Annotated in this window: 15 protein-coding genes; 11 read left to right on the top strand and 4 right to left on the bottom strand. The window is 59.0% G+C overall.

Annotated elements, in window-relative coordinates; genetic code table 11:
* Nucleotides 1-133 precede the first annotated feature (133 nt).
* The 3 genes from DWY51_RS05650 to DWY51_RS05640 all read left to right on the top strand — a co-directional run bounded on the left by DWY51_RS05650 (nt 134) and on the right by DWY51_RS05640 (nt 2,622).
* On the top strand, nt 134-976 hold the full coding sequence (locus tag DWY51_RS05650; protein WP_117770142.1) for a Cof-type HAD-IIB family hydrolase: 843 nt from the start codon (nt 134-136) through the stop codon (nt 974-976).
* 63 nt (nt 977-1,039) lie between these two features.
* On the top strand, nt 1,040-1,699 hold the full coding sequence (locus DWY51_RS05645) for an HAD family hydrolase (RefSeq protein WP_369832594.1): 660 nt from the start codon (nt 1,040-1,042) through the stop codon (nt 1,697-1,699).
* A gap of 59 nt (nt 1,700-1,758) precedes the next feature.
* Nucleotides 1,759-2,622 carry a PfkB family carbohydrate kinase gene (locus DWY51_RS05640; protein ID WP_117770140.1) on the top strand — a complete coding sequence of 288 codons (864 nt, stop codon included), beginning with the start codon at nt 1,759-1,761 and terminating at the stop codon, nt 2,620-2,622.
* A 278-nt stretch (nt 2,623-2,900) separates the two neighbouring features.
* Here DWY51_RS05640 and DWY51_RS05635 read toward each other — a convergent pair whose 3' ends face one another.
* Complete coding sequence (locus DWY51_RS05635) at nt 2,901-3,683, bottom strand: TatD family hydrolase (protein WP_117770139.1); 783 nt, start codon at nt 3,681-3,683, stop codon at nt 2,901-2,903.
* 14 nt (nt 3,684-3,697) lie between these two features.
* Complete coding sequence (locus DWY51_RS05630) at nt 3,698-4,492, bottom strand: ThiF family adenylyltransferase (RefSeq protein WP_117770138.1); 795 nt, start codon at nt 4,490-4,492, stop codon at nt 3,698-3,700.
* A 299-nt stretch (nt 4,493-4,791) separates the two neighbouring features.
* Here DWY51_RS05630 and DWY51_RS05625 point away from each other — a divergent pair, with 299 nt between their 5' ends.
* From DWY51_RS05625 to ettA, 3 genes are all read left to right on the top strand, one after another.
* Complete coding sequence (locus DWY51_RS05625; RefSeq protein ID WP_147333359.1) at nt 4,792-5,070, top strand: autorepressor SdpR family transcription factor; 279 nt, start codon at nt 4,792-4,794, stop codon at nt 5,068-5,070.
* Nucleotides 5,063-5,767, top strand: a complete 705-nt coding sequence (locus DWY51_RS05620) for an SdpI family protein (RefSeq protein WP_117770136.1) — start codon at nt 5,063-5,065, stop codon at nt 5,765-5,767. Before DWY51_RS05625 ends, DWY51_RS05620 begins: the two co-directional genes overlap by 8 nt.
* Before the next feature lie 177 nt (nt 5,768-5,944).
* The gene (gene ettA, locus DWY51_RS05615) at nt 5,945-7,624 is read left to right on the top strand and encodes an energy-dependent translational throttle protein EttA (RefSeq protein WP_117763769.1); all 1,680 of its coding nucleotides are present in this window, start codon (nt 5,945-5,947) and stop codon (nt 7,622-7,624) included.
* 214 nt (nt 7,625-7,838) lie between these two features.
* On the opposite strand, the gene DWY51_RS05610 is transcribed toward ettA, so the two are convergent.
* Together DWY51_RS05610 and DWY51_RS05605 are read right to left on the bottom strand one after the other, a co-directional pair.
* On the bottom strand, nt 7,839-9,134 hold the full coding sequence (locus DWY51_RS05610; protein WP_117770135.1) for a hypothetical protein: 1,296 nt from the start codon (nt 9,132-9,134) through the stop codon (nt 7,839-7,841).
* Between the two features lie 139 nt (nt 9,135-9,273).
* A complete protein-coding gene (locus DWY51_RS05605; protein WP_117770134.1) occupies nt 9,274-10,227 on the bottom strand; it encodes a hypothetical protein in 954 nt (317 codons plus the stop codon).
* 174 nt (nt 10,228-10,401) lie between these two features.
* On the opposite strand from DWY51_RS05605, the gene DWY51_RS05600 reads away from it, so the two are divergent.
* From DWY51_RS05600 to DWY51_RS05580, 5 genes are all read left to right on the top strand, one after another.
* Nucleotides 10,402-10,671, top strand: coding sequence for a hypothetical protein (locus DWY51_RS05600; RefSeq protein WP_117635421.1), 270 nt, complete (start codon nt 10,402-10,404; stop codon nt 10,669-10,671).
* On the top strand, nt 10,664-10,942 hold the full coding sequence (locus DWY51_RS05595) for a DUF4160 domain-containing protein (protein ID WP_117635420.1): 279 nt from the start codon (nt 10,664-10,666) through the stop codon (nt 10,940-10,942). Before DWY51_RS05600 ends, DWY51_RS05595 begins: the two co-directional genes overlap by 8 nt.
* 133 nt (nt 10,943-11,075) lie before the next feature.
* Entirely contained in the window at nt 11,076-13,064 is a 1,989-nt protein-coding gene (locus DWY51_RS05590) for an NAD(+) synthase (RefSeq protein ID WP_117770133.1), read from the top strand.
* A gap of 118 nt (nt 13,065-13,182) precedes the next feature.
* Nucleotides 13,183-14,346: a pyridoxal phosphate-dependent aminotransferase gene (locus DWY51_RS05585; protein ID WP_117770132.1), complete on the top strand. Its 1,164-nt coding sequence runs from the start codon at nt 13,183-13,185 to the stop codon at nt 14,344-14,346.
* A gap of 201 nt (nt 14,347-14,547) precedes the next feature.
* A complete protein-coding gene (locus DWY51_RS05580; protein ID WP_006234343.1) occupies nt 14,548-15,498 on the top strand; it encodes an L-lactate dehydrogenase in 951 nt (316 codons plus the stop codon).
* Nucleotides 15,499-15,509 lie beyond the last annotated feature (11 nt).

The following is a 15,509-nucleotide window of genomic DNA, read 5'->3' as shown; positions in this document are numbered from 1 at the left end:
GAGCGATAAAGCTTCACGACCACACGCTGTTCATGTTCGAGACAATATGACTTTTTGCCCGTTGTAAACGGAGTCGCGATGGGTGTTCTGTATGATGGCTCAGACAAGGTTGTTCAATGACAGGGAGGCATATATGGCAATCAAAGCCATCGCGATGGATATCGACGGTACGCTCACCAACGATCAGAAAGTGATTAGCCCGCGTACGCGCGAGAAGCTGCTCGCGGCGCAGGAGTCGGGCATTAAGCTCATCTTGGCATCGGGCCGTCCCGTATGGGGTCTTCACGCCTTGGCCCAGGAGCTCGACCTTCAGAACCATGATGGTTTGCTGGTGGCCTTTAACGGCGCTCACGTCGTCGATGCCCAGACCGACGAGGTACTGTTCGATCAGGCTATGCCTGCCGACGAATTGCATCGCTTGATTGATCACCTGCGTAATTTTGACGTGATCCCTATGATTTCGCTCGGTCGCGATCTGCATGTCGAGGACTCGTATCGCTGCATGATCACACTGCCGGACGGTTCGCAGAAAAACATCGTCAAATACGAGCGCGATGCGTGCGACCTTAAGATCCGCGAGGTCGAGAGCTTGCATGAGGTCGCGGACGCTTATCCCGTGGACAAGCTGCTGACGGCGGGCGATCCGGCCTACCTGCAGGCGCATTACGAGGAGATGTATACGCCCTTTAGGCAGACGCTTTCGGGTATGTTTACGGCCGACTGGTACTTTGAGTACACGGCGCCTGGTATCGACAAGGCCCGCGCGCTCGAGGGCGCCCTGCCCAAGCTCGGTATCGATGCCAGCGAGGTCGTATCGTTTGGTGACGGCCAGAACGACAAGTCCATGATTGAGTGGGCCGGCACCGGTGTTGCCATGGGCAACGCAGTCGATGAGGTTAAGGCGGTAGCCCAGATGGTGACCGCCAATAACAACGAAGACGGTATTGCGGTGGCGTTGGATAAGCTGCTGGGTTAGAATCGCCGATAATGCATGGTTCGGGCGCCTGCTTACAGGCGCCCTTTTGTTAGGGAGGGTGCCGTGTCCGCATTTCCGTTCGACGCCGTTATCTTTGACATGGACGGCGTCATTGTCGATACCGAGTATTACTACCTGGGCGAGACTGCCGCGTTTGCCAAGGAGCTTGGGCTTAACCTGACTCAAGAGGAGTTGAATGGGCAGGTTGGTACCTCGCATCAGTTCTTCCTGCATATGCTGGTCGATTGGTTTGAGCGCGCCGGTAAGGGGCATTTTACTGGCGAGGAAGCGTTGGCCCGTTGGGATGAGTGGGCGCATGAGCGTCCGCGCGACTATCAGACTTTGATTAACCCAGGCGCCGTGGATACGATTCGAGAGCTGCCGCGCCGGGGCGTTCGCGTGGCGCTTGCCAGCTCGTCTCCCATGGATAGCATCGAGGAAGTGCTCAATGCGTGCGGGCTGTCGGATGCCTTTGAGTATGTGGTGAGCGGCGAGCAGTTTAAGGAGAGCAAGCCCGAGCCCGACATCTACCTGCATGCGCTGGACCTGCTGGGGCTGCCCGCGAATCGCTGCTGCTGCGTTGAGGATTCCGTTCCGGGCATTACCGCGGGTAAGCGAGCCGGCCTGACGGTCATTGCCAAGCGCGAGGAGCGCTTTGGCTTTAGCCAGGATGCCGCGGACAAGATTATCGACCAGCTGCCGGAGCTACTGGAACTCGCGTAGATCCTGGGCGGTACTGCTGTCACAACAGTGGTTCCGTTGGCATAAGAGAGGGGCGCGCTATGGCATTTAACGTGAGCGCACTGGGGTTTGGCGACAACGTCGTCGACCGCTACGAGCATATTCGCACGATGTATCCGGGTGGCAATGCGGTGAACTTTGCCGTGTATGCCAAGAAATGCGGAGCCGCGCGCTCCGCGTATATGGGCATCTTTGGTAATGACGCTGCTGCCGAGCACGTGATTGCGAGTCTTGAAGATGAGGACGTTGAACTAGCCAAATGCAAGCAGCTCATCGGTGAGAATGGTGCTGCGCGCGTGACCGTCGTTAACGGCGACCGTGTTTTCCTTGGCTCCAATGAGGGCGGCATCCGTGGTGATGCGCGCTATGTGCTCGATCGCTTTGACCTTGCGTACGTGAAGCAGTTCGACGTAGTCCACTCGGGCAACTATTGCTTTACCGAGCGTGAACTTCCCAAGTTGAAGGCCGCGGGCATCACGGTTTCGTTTGACTTCTCGGACGATTCGACCGACGAGTACTACGAGCAGATTGCTCCCTACGTTGACTTCGCGTTCTTTAGCGCGGCAGACGCCGCGAGTGAGGATGAGATTCGCGAGCGTCTGGCATGGGTGAGGAGCCTAGGTCCGCGTTTCGTATCGGCAACGGCTGGCGCTGAGGGCTGCATTGCCTATGATGGCGATCGTTATTACCGCCAACTGGCTAAGCCGGTAACGGATATGAAGGACACCATGGGTGCGGGCGACTCATTCCTGACTTCGTTCCTGATGTGTTACCTCGATTCCGTCAAGCGTGGCGAGGATGGTGCCGAGGCCATCGAGCGTGCACTCGACTTTGCGGCGGGGTTTGCTTCGACCGTATGCGGCATGGAAGGCTCCTGGGGCCATGGAGTGCCGATTTCCGAATAGGTGAGCAGTCCCGGGGAGTCGAATTGTCGCCTCCCGGGACTCCATGGACAAAAAATGCTAAATATGAGTACTGTCACTAATTTAGTAACAGCGAAATTAAGCTTTTGAGGGCCTAGTTGGGTGTCTGCGAGCGATTAAAACCTGCTAAAAATGACTTTAACCACCTTAAAGTGCCTTGATAATGGATGGCTGTACATTATCAAGGCACTATTTTGCCGTAAAATAATGTTACTGGATTTGCAACAGTACTCATATTTGACATTTTTTGCCCACAGGGGTTAGCGAAGGTCAAATACAGAGCGCGCATTTGCTAAAACTGCCGACTCAATGTGCTTAGCGTCACAGTTTTTGAGTGAGGCAATGCGCATTGAGGTCCTTGTGAGCGATTTGATGAGCGACTGCGCGCTTGTTTCTGTGTTTGCCTCCGCTGGTGCATCGGTCTCGAGCAGTAAACGATCGAGTGGAATCTGTCGTGCGTATTCGCGTCCTCGTTTAGACGCGAGCATGCGTTCGTTGACGGAAAAATAACAGTCCGCATCACGCGCGCGGACGAGTTCGTCCGAAGTGCCGCTAAACCAGTGGAAGATGATAACGGGGGAGTCGGGGTTTGGGATGAGTAGTCCATGCGATTCGAGGACGTCCAGTACGGCTCCTGCCGAACGAACGGCGTGAATTGATATCACGCGCCCGGTAAGAGGATGCTGCACGAGTGTATCGCAGAGCCGGTCAAATGCCTGTATTTGTAGCGGCTCACTTCCGGCAAAGCGTGCGGAAAAGTCGAGTCCCACCTCGCCGATGTAGCGCTCTTGGGCAGCAACTTCGCAAAGCAGATCGACTTCGGCAGGACCGCAGCGGCCGTCGGCGAGCCACCAGGGGTGGAGCCCAACGCCAGCGATGACGCCTGGTAGGCGACGGGCGCGCTCGTTTGCGGCCGAAAAGTCGCGTGGGTCGACCCCGCAGTCAAAGAGCCCCAGACCCGACGCCGCCGACTCACTGGCTGCAGCATCGGGGCCGAGCATCAAATCAAGATGACAATGCGTGTCAAAGAATTGCGGTTCCATCGCAGGACATCCTGCTAGTCCAGGCGTTGGCCGTCGGCGCGTACGCGCTCGGTGCCGCGCCCGCTGATCTGGCGGATAACCTCGCCGGCGATCATCTGACCCATGATGGGCGGCATAAAACTGGCGGTGCCCAACTCGGTGCGCTCGTGGATATTGGAAGGGTCGCGGGGCTGTGTCTTAACCGATTCCTCGCAGCTAAACAGTACATGTAGGCTCTTGATGCCGCGCTTCTTACATTCTTTGCGCATGATGCGGCTCATGGGGTCACGTACCGTATCGAAAATGTCGGCAAAGCGGAGGCACTCGGGATGGAGCTTGTTGGCCCCGCCCATGGAGCTAACCAAACGAATGCCGTGGTCCTGAGCATATTTGGCAATGGTAAGCTTGGCCGAGATGGTGTCGATGGCGTCGACGACGTAGTCGAGCTTGCCACCCGTCTGCTCCAAAACGCTCGCGAAGAACTCGTCGATGTTGTCGCTCAGCAGGTATTCGGTGCGCTTGATAACGGTGGCGGCGGGATTGATATCGCGAATCATGGCATCCATCACGTCCACTTTGCGCTTGCCGATGGTGCTGTGAAAGGCGATGGCCTGGCGATTGATATTGCTGGGCGCGATGATGTCCTTGTCCAGAATGACGAAATGACCGATGCCGCCGCGGGCGAGTGCCTCGCAGCAGTTGGAGCCCACGCCTCCGCAGCCGAGCACCAGCACCGTAGCATCGGCGAGCTTATCGAGTGCCTCGCGGCCCATGATGATCTCGAGCTTGGTGTCGCGTGTCTCGACGAGAGCGGCAGCGGTTTCGGTCATAGACATCCTCCGATGGGGAAGCGAATCGTGTTTTAGCTATCGCCATTATAGGTGTTATCGCGATTCCATTTGAGCCCTTGGGCTTGTTGAAATGGGATCGGGGTTCGCATAAGATTGAAGCAGATGGCACCCGTTGCAGCGGGTTGGCCAACTCCAAAACACGTTTGTAGCGTGAGAAGTGGCCGTCTTCGCATTACGCGGAGGCGGCTATTTTTTTGAGTACAAGATTAGATAGTTAGACAAACATCTAAATATCGAGTATAGTGTGCGCGTCATGAGAGATGATGAGAGGAGGTCTTATGCCGGGAGAGGGTTTTAAGGCGCTTGCCGATCCAACGCGACGGCGCATTTTGGAGTTGCTGCGCGAGGGCAATTGCACGGCGGGGGAGCTTGCCGAGCATTTCGATATCAGTAAGCCGTCGCTGAGCCATCACTTGGCGACGCTCAAAAACGCCGGGTTGGTGATCGACGAGCGCCATGGCCAAAACATCGTTTACAGCTTAAACACCACCGTCATGCAGGACTTGATCGGTTGGTTTATGGGCTTTACAAACACGGAAGGTGATAAGGATGAATAACGAAAACAAGGGCATTCACCCCACGGGGGTATCGTCGCGCGTGTGGATTGCGCTGGTCGCTCTGTGCGTCGCCAATGTCGTAGCGCACCTCATGGTGATGCCGAGCTTGCCTGCGCAGATTCCCACGCACTGGGGCGCGAACGGCGCCGTCGACGGTTGGGGTCCTAGCTGGATGGCCTCCGCGCTCGGCGTGCTGCCTCTGGCGCTTCTCGCAATGTTCTGCGTGGTGCCGCGCATCGACCCCAAAGGTGAGGCATATCGAACCTCGGGCAAGTTCTACCAGGGCTTCGTAATCGCCTTCACCTTGTTCATGTGTGCCATAAGCTGGCTGGGAGAGCTTACGGTCTGGGGCGTGGTGCCGGCGGTCGGTTCGGTTAACGTGCTGATTTCCGGTGTTGTCGGTTTGCTGTTCATCGGCGTAGGCAACTACTTGCCGCGTGTGAAGCAGAACTATACGCTCGGTATCAAGACACCCTGGGCGCTTGCCGATCCCGAGAACTGGCGCCGTACGCAGCGTTTTGGCGGCGCCTGCTTTATGGTGCTAGGTATTGGCCTGATTGTGATGGGCGTGGCAGGCAGCGTGCTTTCGAGTGAAGTCGTCGCCGCGGTGATTGCGGTTCTGGCGTTTGGTTCGGTTGGAGCCGTCTACGTCTACTCGTATCTGTTGTGGCGCAAATCGCAGCGAGCCGCTCGTTAAGGTTGCGGAAAACTAGCGTACGCAGTTCATAGTATGTTCCGGGGGACTTTTCCCAGGTAGTATTAGGGGGTGTGGGCAACCATGCCCCTTTTTATTAGAACGCGCGAACTGCCTCTCCGCTTTTTCCAAAACGGAGAGGGGGAGAAGATTTCCGCAGCTAGATAAGGAGAAATGACTGTGGCGGAGTTCATTTATCAGATGTATCAGGCTCGCAAGGCCCATGGCGACAAGGTGATCCTTGACGACGTGACCCTGAGCTTCTACCCCGGTGCCAAGATCGGCGTCGTGGGCCCCAACGGTATGGGCAAGTCGACCCTGCTCAAGATCATGGCCGGCATCGAGGAGGTCTCCAACGGCGATGCCAAGCTCACCCCCGGCTACACCGTGGGTATCCTGCAGCAGGAGCCGCCGCTCGACGACGACAAGACCGTCATCGAGAACGTGCGCATGGCATTTGGCGACATGATCGCCAAGGTCGATCGCTTCAACAAGATCGGCGAGGAGATGTGCGACCCGGATTGCGACATGGACGCCCTCATGGCCGAGATGGGAAAGCTCCAGGACGAGATCGACGCCGCCGACGGCTGGGATATCGATTCCAAGCTCGGCCAGGCCATGGACGCCCTGCAGCTGCCCGATTCCGACATGCCGGTCAACGTACTTTCCGGCGGCGAGCGCCGTCGCGTGGCCCTGTGCAAGCTGCTGCTCGAAGCTCCCGACCTGCTGCTGCTCGACGAGCCCACGAACCACCTGGACGCCGAGTCGATCCTGTGGCTCGAGCACTTCCTGCACAACTACCAGGGCGCGGTGCTTGCCGTCACGCACGATCGCTACTTCCTGGATAACGTTGCCGAGTGGATCTGCGAGGTCGACCGCGGTCACCTTTATCCCTACAAGGGCAACTACTCCACGTATCTGGAGACCAAGGCCGCCCGTATCGAGGCGCAGGGCAACCGCGACGCCAAGCTCGCCAAGCGCATGGAGGCCGAGCTCGAGTGGGTACGCAGCTCGCCCAAGGCTCGCCAGGCAAAGAACAAGGCCCGTCTGGCTCGCTACGAGGAGATGGAGGCCGAGGCCCGCGCAAGCCAGAAGCTCGACTGGACCGATATCCGCATTCCCGTTGGACCGCGTTTGGGTAACAAGGTGCTCGAGGCCCATCACCTGCACAAGGAATTCGACGGTCGCGTGCTCATCGACGACCTTTCTTTCACCCTGCCGCGTAACGGCATCGTGGGCGTCATCGGCCCCAACGGTGTGGGCAAGACTACGCTCTTCAAGACCATCGTGGGCCTGGAGCCGCTGACTTCGGGCGAGCTCGAGGTGGGCGAGACCGTCAAGATCTCCTATGTCGATCAGAACCGTTCTGGCATCGACCCCGACAAGAACCTGTGGGAGGTCGTCTCGGATGGTCTGGACCACATGATGGTCGGCGAGACCGAGGTCCCCAGCCGCGCGTACGTGGCGAGCTTTGGCTTTAAGGGCCAGGACCAGCAGAAGCGCGCTGGCGTACTCTCCGGTGGCGAGCGCAACCGTCTGAACCTGGCGCTCACGCTCAAGCAGGGCGGCAACCTGCTGCTCCTCGACGAGCCCACGAACGACCTCGACGTCGAGACGCTGTCCTCGCTCGAGGCGGCGCTGCTCGAGTTCCCGGGCTGCTCGGTGGTCATTAGCCACGATCGTATGTTCCTGGACCGCGTCGCCACGCACATTCTGGCGTGGGAGGGCACCGACGAGAATCCGGGCAACTGGTATTGGTTCGAGGGCAACTTTGAGGCCTATCAGGCCAACCGTATCGAGCGCCTGGGTGAGGACGCAGCCCAGCCGCATCGTATTCACCGTAAGCTGACGCGCGACTAGATCGTTACGCGGTTTTCCAAACCGCGTAACTGCTCGACGCTGCGCGGGTCGCAAGCACCCCATCTTGCCGTTCAAGCCGTCGCTCGCGTACCGAAGTACGCGTCGCTCCTCTTTCACGGCAACCTGGGGCACTTGCGGCCCGCTCGCTGTTGGTTACGCAACATCAACAAATAAAAACGGCTCAAATCCTGATTTGGATTTGAGCCGTTTGTCGTTACTGCTCGGGTTCTTCGACTTTATCGATGGTCCAGGTGGCTCCGAGACCGCCGGTGGTGTTGCGGCGGATGCGCACGGCAACCTCGCGGCGCTCGCCGGCCTGCGTGTAGCGCAGGGGGAAGCTTGCGCGGTTTCGCGCGGCCTCGATGGTACCGCGCTCGCGGGCGATCCAGTAGTACTCGCCGACGATGCCGAGGGTATCGGCGCCGTAGGGGAGATAGGTCGACAGCTGGTGTAGCAATGGACCGGGGCAGAAGACCTCGGTTGCGAAATCGATGGGGAAGTCCTCGGGGATGGCGGGCGCTACGGGTGCGGGGGCCGGTACCATCGTCGGTGCGAAGGCCTGCTCATTGACGGGCGTCACCTCGATGACGGGCGCGGGTTCGGCGCCGAGTACTGATTCGGTGTCCGCTTTCGGCATCGCCGCGGAATCTGCGGGTTCGACGATGGCAGGTGCGTCTGCGGTCGCGGTGTCGAACTCGACTTGCGGAGCGCTCTGATTCTCGACGCTCGACTTTGCCTCGATGGGCGTGGATGCCATGGTGGTGATGCCGGCGTTTGCGTTCTCGGGGTCATAGACGACCGTGAGCGAGATGGCGGGCTGCGGTGCCTCGGGCTCCGGCGCCGACTCGGTAGCGTCTTGATCTGCGGGCTCGTCGGACTGATCGTCCTCGGCCTTGTCACCAAAGACATCGCTGTTTTGGAATGCAGACGTCTCGGGCTGGTCAGCGGCTTCTTCGGTTGTCGACTTGGGAGCTTCGTTGAGCTCCGCAGTGGTTTCCTGCTCAGATATGACTTCGGGATCGGTCGTGGCGGTGATTTCGGTTTCTGCTGTTACCTCAATAGCGACTTCGATCTCTGCCTCGGGCTCGGGCTCCGGCACGGCTTCAACCATGGTTTCTGGCTTGGGACGTTTAACGTGCTTGGGACGCACGGCCTTGAGGTCCTTCTCGCCGCGCTTTTTCTTTTTGTAGGACTGCTTGGCTCCCTTGGCTGCCTTGGGCTTGTCCTCGCCCTTGGCAAGGGCGGCATCCCAGGCCTCGTTGGCGATGACGGTGGCATACAGGCGACCGCCCTTAAAGACGGTCAGCTTAATGCAGTCGTCGAGCTCCTCGAGCAGCTCACGCGTGGACTCAAAGCCCAGGTCATAAGCGGTCATGTCGCCGGCGGCGAGCGCCTCCTCGACCTGCGTCATAAACGTTTGCTTGCCGCATCCGATTGCATCGCGTAGCAGGCGATACAGATAGATGTGGTTGCCCAGCGAAAGCGTGGGCCTAACTATTGTCTTGCTCATGGCAAATCTCCTCTTTACACACCAAAGCATCTTACCATCGCATGGTGTTCGCCATGGCGGCGCCCAAGGCAAACGGGCGCGAACCGCTTTCGATTCGCGCCCGTTGTACAGGTCGGTTATCTATGAGAGGCAAATGTGCCTAGTTGCCCGATGTCGTGCCTTGGCTTGAACTGTCAGATGCCGTGCCGGACGCGGTTCCGCTCGAGCTGTTGGTGTTGCTGTTGTCGGTAGATCCCGTACTCGGTGTATTGCCATTCGCCTGGTCGCCCGTGCTCGGTTGAGAGCCGTCAGTCGTTTGGCTTGAGTCAGTCGTGCCGGATTGCGTGCCGCTGTTGTTCGCAGAGGAATCGACGCCCTGCGATTGGTTTTGGGTGTTCGAGGACGAATTGGCAGAGGTAGAACTGTCTTGCGTATCGTCCGTCTGTGCCTGCTGATCTTGCGACTGGGTGTTGCCATTTGCATCGCTCTCGGTCGTGCGCGACGACAGGATTGGCTCGGGACGCTCGCCCAGACCCTCACCGGCAGTGGTGATAAGGATGGCGCCGGCGCAGGCGATGACCGCGACGATGGCGATAGCGATCGAGAAGACGATGACCTTCTTTTGCGTCTGGCTGCGCTCAGCCGCCGCCTTGGCGCGCAGGCTGTTGGGAGCGACGCGCGCCGTGGTCGCGCGTCCCGCAACCTGGCGCATCTCCTGCGTGGTTGCGGCGCCACCTAGGTGCTCCTCGACATTGGGCTCAACGGGCTCGTAGGCGCCGGTAGGGTAGTCGACAGCGGCATGCGTGCCCTTGATTGCTTCGGCGCTGGCGGAGATAAAGTGGCGATAGACCTGCGAGGACACAACAGTGATGACTGAGCTCACGGCGGCACCAATCACCGAGCCGGCAATGCCGATCTTTGAAGCAAGCGCCACGCTCGTGGCGGCAGCTGCGGCGCCGGCGATGATCTGGGGAATGGAAATGTCGTCGAAAAGGCCCTTTTTGGGCGCAATGGCCATGGTCTGTCCGATGGAATGGTTCTCGTGCACGCCGTTGTTGAGCGATGCCGGTGTCATGACGCGCGTGCGCGGCGCGTCAGTGTACTTGGTTGTCATACGGGGTCCTCCCGGTGTAAATCTGCTTCGTTTTGTGTAGCCATCAGGGTACCCACCAGATGTGAATCGTACGTGACATTTAACAGATACCATCAACTCATCAAGGGGGCTTGCTGTCTTTGGTGCAATAGCTTGATGCTAAACTGGATTTACGATTGCGAGGTGGTTTACGTGATGTACCCGTATATGACATTCGAAGATGGTACCGAGGTCATTCATTCTGACCTGATCACAGATGGCGATATCGAAAAGGTCATCGTGCATTTTGAACGACCGACGGCAGAGGGTTTCGACTCCGCTCGTTGCGAGTTGCCTTCTTACAATTGGACCATGTGGGAGGGGCGTTTTACCGACGAGGAGAAGCGAGGTTTTGAGACTTTTCTGAGCAATAACGCCCATCTGCTGTATCGCTACGCCGCAAACGGAGGAGCTAAAGTTGCCTAGCCTTTTTCTTATTGGCGGCTATCGGGTCTTCTTTTGGTCCAATGAAGCGGGCGAGCCAATCCATGTCCATGTTTGCAAGGGGGCGCCTTCAGATAACTCGGCCAAAATCTGGCTGACTCGAAGAGGTGGCTGCATTGTCGCTAATAACAAAGCGAAGATCCCCCGGAGCACGCTTGATGACCTCTGTGAAATCATCGCCGCTCAGCATGAATTGATTTGCTCTAAATGGAAGGCATTTTTCCTTGTGGACGAGATCTCGTTCTACTGCTAAACGTCATCCCGGCTTCTCTTTTCCAATTTTAATCATGAGCTTGTCCCATCTGTGCTGATTGAACTTGACAGTACAATGGAGGCGGACTATATCGTCGCCGCTCGTTGCGGCTAACGGATGTGCTGGAGCTCGCATGAACGATTTTCTAAACGGTCAAGTTGAGAACGACGGTTTTTTGCGCGTGGCAGCGGCCTCGCCCAAGATTCGCGTGGCCGATGTTGAGGGCAATGCCGAGGTTGCGCTGGCGGCTGTTCGCGATGCTGCCGAGCGCGGCGTTCGTGCGTTGGTGCTGCCCGAGCTTAATCTGTGCGGCTATACCGCGGCCGATCTGTTCCATAATCGCACGCTGCTGCATGCCTGTGAGACTGCTCTGGCACATATTCTCGATGAAACCCGCGAGCTGCCGATTGTCTTTACCGTCGGTCTTCCCGTTGCAGTTGCCGAGAATATCTACAACTGCGCCGCCGTGTGCTGCGCGGGCGAGCTTTTGGGCCTCACGGCCAAGAAGTATCTGCCCAACTATGGCGAGTTCTACGAGCGCCGCTGGTTTGCTCCGGCGCCCGCGGATCCTGTGTGGGTCGAGTTTGCCGGTCGGGGTCCGGTTCCGCTGGGTTCGGGGCTTGTCTACCGCTGCTGTGATGAAGGTGCCGAGGATATGGTGCTGGGCGTTGAGGTCTGCGAGGACCTGTGGGTGCCGGCGCCCCCTTCGACCGAGATGGCGCTTGCCGGTGCGACGGTGATCCTCAATCCGTCGGCTTCGGACGAGATTATCGGTAAGGCGGATTACCGCCGCAGCCTCATTTCCAACCAGAGCGCGCGCCTGTACTGCGCCTATGCCTACGCGGACGCGAGCGAGGGCGAGTCCACGACCGACATGGTCTTTGCGGGCGAGAACCTCGTCTACGAAAACGGCTCCAAGCTCGCCGCGACCAAACTGCTTACCTGCGATATGGCCATCGCCGACGTTGACCTTGACCGCCTGGTTGCCGAACGCCGTCGCTCGACGACGTGGACGCGTACCGACGATGCTCCGGAGGCCACGACCGTTGAGTTTTCGTTTGAGGGCGTGCTGGCCGAAGAACCTGTCCTGCGCGATGCCTGCGACATCGACCGTGTCTTCCCGCGCGCGCCCTTTGTGCCGGCCGACCACGGCGACTTGGCCGAGCGCTGCGAGACGATCCTTGATCTACAGACTGCGGGCCTCAAGACCCGCCTCGCCCACACAGGTACCAAGGCTGCGGTCATCGGCCTTTCGGGCGGCTTGGACTCCACGCTAGCGCTGCTTGTGACCGTGCGTGCCTTCGATGGGCTGGGGCTGCCGCGCACGGGTATCACGGCGGTTTCCATGCCCGGTTTTGGCACGACGCACCGCACTAAGTCCAATGCCGAGTCGCTCGCTCGTGACTTGGGTGTGAGCTTCCGCGAGGTCTCAATCCATGCTGCCGTGGAACAGCACTTTAAGGATATCGAGCATGATCCGGCCGTGCAGGACGTGACCTACGAGAACAGCCAGGCCCGCGAGCGTACGCAGATCCTGATGGATCTGGCCAACCAGGCTGGCGGTTTTGTCATTGGCACGGGCGACCTGTCGGAGCTGGCGCTCGGCTGGGCTACCTATAACGGCGACCACATGAGCATGTACGCCGTCAACGCGAGCGTGCCCAAGACGCTTGTGCGCCATCTGGTGCGCTATGCCGCCGATGTCTTTGGCGGGCGTATTGCCGAGGTCTTGCTCGACATCCTCGATACGCCGGTGTCCCCTGAGCTTCTGCCGCCGACGGGCGATGGCGAGATTGCCCAGAAGACCGAGGATTTGGTGGGCCCGTACGAGCTGCACGACTACTTCCTCTACTACCTGCTGCGTTTTGGCTTTGAGCCGGGCAAGATCTACCGCATGGCGCTCAAGAGCTTTGAGGGCGTCTACGACGCCAAGACCGTCCACACGTGGCTACGTACGTTCTACCGCCGCTTCTTTGCCCAGCAGTTTAAGCGCAGCTGCCTGCCCGATGGTCCCAAGGTGGGCTCGGTGACGCTCAGCCCGCGCGGCGATTGGCGTATGCCGAGTGACGCTAGCTCGTGTCTGTGGCTTGCGCAGATCGACGCGCTCAATCCAGTTGACTAAGGTTGGCTAAATTGAACCAATATAGGGGTTGCAAGCGGTACACTTTTGCAATCTGATGGCCCGTATCGCGCGGCGCTCTTGTCGGAGCGCCGCGTTTTTTATATCGAAAGGTGGCACCATGCAGGCATCGCAGCGTCTCGACCGCTTTGGCGCGGAGGTCTTCGCCTCGCTCAACAACAAGCTTCTCGCGCTGAAGGCTCAGGGCAAGACCATTTACAACATGAGCGTGGGCACGCCCGACTTTAAGCCGTACGACCACGTGGTCGAGGCGCTCACGCAGGCAGCCCAAGATCCCGAGATGTGGAAGTATGCCCTGCGCGACCTGCCCGAACTCAAGCAAGCCGTGTGCGATTACTATGAGCATCGCTTTGGCGTTTCGGGCATTACGCCGTCTATGGTGCAGTCGTGCAACGGCACGCAGGAGGGCGTGGGCCATTTGGGCCTGGCCCTGCTCGATCCGGGTGACACCATTCTGGTTCCCGATCCGTGCTACCCGGTCTTTGAGGCGGGTGCCAAGATCGCCGATGCCAAGCTCGAATACTATCCGCTGGTTGCCGAGCATAATTACCTGCCCTATGTGGCGGGTATCGATCCCGAGGTGGCCGATCGTGCCAAGTATATGATCGTGTCGCTGCCCGCGAACCCGGTCGGCTCGGTGGGTACGCCCGAGGTCTACGAGGAGATTATCGCTTTCGCCCGCGAGCACGACCTGCTCATCGTCCATGACAACGCATACTCCGACATCGTGTTCGACGGCGAGCCGGGCGGCAGCTTCTTGCAGTATCCCGGCGCGCTCGAGGTGGGCGTTGAGTTCTTCTCGCTTTCCAAGTCGTTTAACGTCACCGGTGCCCGCATCGGCTTTTTGGTCGGTCGCGAGGATGTAGTCTCGGCCTTTGCCAAGCTGCGCGGCCAGATCGACTTCGGTATGTTCTTCCCGATCCAGAAGGCCGCCATCGCCTGCCTGAACGGTCCGCGCGATGAGGTCGAGGCGCAGCGTCTGAAGTACCAGGAGCGCCGCGATGCCCTGTGCGACGGTCTTGAGGGCCTGGGCTGGGAGCGTCCCAACGCGCATGGCTCTATGTTTGTGTGGGCCAAGCTTCCCGGTGGTCGCACCGATTCCATGGCGTTTTGCGAGGAGCTCATGGAGAAGGCCGGCGTTGTGGTGACGCCGGGCGCGAGTTTTGGTCCTTCGGGCGAGGGGCACGTGCGCATGGCGCTGGTCCTGCCGCCCGATCAGATCGCTTTGGCTGTCGAGGCCATTCGCGAGGCGGGCCTGTATTAGAAACCTGTTTCGGCCCGTCAATAGCTCGAAACCGATTTCGTGCAGTTATTTTACGAATACTGCAAACAATTTCGGTAAACGGTCGATTTTCGGCTGCGAATAGGGGCATAATCAAAGTCCCGATTGGATGTATTGGGATTACGACAAGCCGCTCGGGTCGTTCCCGGGCGGCTTGTTTGTGGAGAGAGATGGGAGTTTCTAATGGTTAACGAGAAGAAGGTCGCTATTGTCGGCTGCGGTTTCGTCGGTTCGTCTTCGGCGTTCGCTCTGATGCAGAGCGGTCTGTTCTCCGAGATGGTCCTCATCGACGTGGACAAGAACCGCGCCGAGGGTGAGGCTCTGGATATCGCGCACGGCATGACGTTTGCCGAGCCGATGAAGATCTACGCCGGCGATTATTCCGATGTCGCCGACGCCGCCATGATCGTCGTCACCGCTGGCGCTGCCCAGAAGCCCGGTGAGACCCGCCTGGACCTGGTCAACAAGAACGTTAACATCTTTAAGTCCATTATCCCCGAGATTAAGAAGTCCGGCTTCGACGGCATTCTGCTCATCGTCTCCAACCCGGTTGATGTTCTGACCTATGCTGCCATCAAGATGTCCGGCCTGCCCGAGGGCCATGTCATCGGCTCCGGCACCGTGCTCGACACTGGCCGTCTGCAGCAGATGCTTGGTGCCCACGTCGAGGTTGACCCGCGCGATGTCCAGGCCTATGTCATGGGCGAGCACGGCGACTCCGAGTTTGTCGCTTGGTCCAGCGCTCAGGTTGCTGGCGTTCCGCTGAACACCTTCTGCGAGCTTCACGGTCATCTGGAGCACGAGGCTGCCGAGAAGCGTATCGCCGAGGACGTCAAGAACTCCGCCTACACCATCATCGAGAAGAAGCACGCCACCTACTACGGCGTCGCCATGGCCGTCAAGCGCATCTGCACCGCTGTCATGCGCGATGAGCAGACCGTTCTGCCCGTTTCCTCGCTCATGGTGGGCGAGTATGGCCTGTCCGATCTGGCTATCTCGATGCCGACGGTCGTTGGCCGCGACGGCGTCGTCTGCCGCGTCCCCGTGCCGCTGAACGATGACGAGCAGCATGAGCTCACCGCCTCCGCCAAGGCCCTCAAGGACATCATCGACAGCGTCGACTTCTCCTGCTAAATCAAGCTCGC

The sequence above is a fragment of the Collinsella sp. AF25-2LB genome, assembly GCF_003458415.1.
In the GTDB taxonomy this organism is placed as follows: Bacteria; Actinomycetota; Coriobacteriia; order Coriobacteriales; family Coriobacteriaceae; genus Collinsella.
Note: the sequence above shows the minus strand (reverse complement) of the source record. Positions and strands in the feature narration are given on the sequence as shown.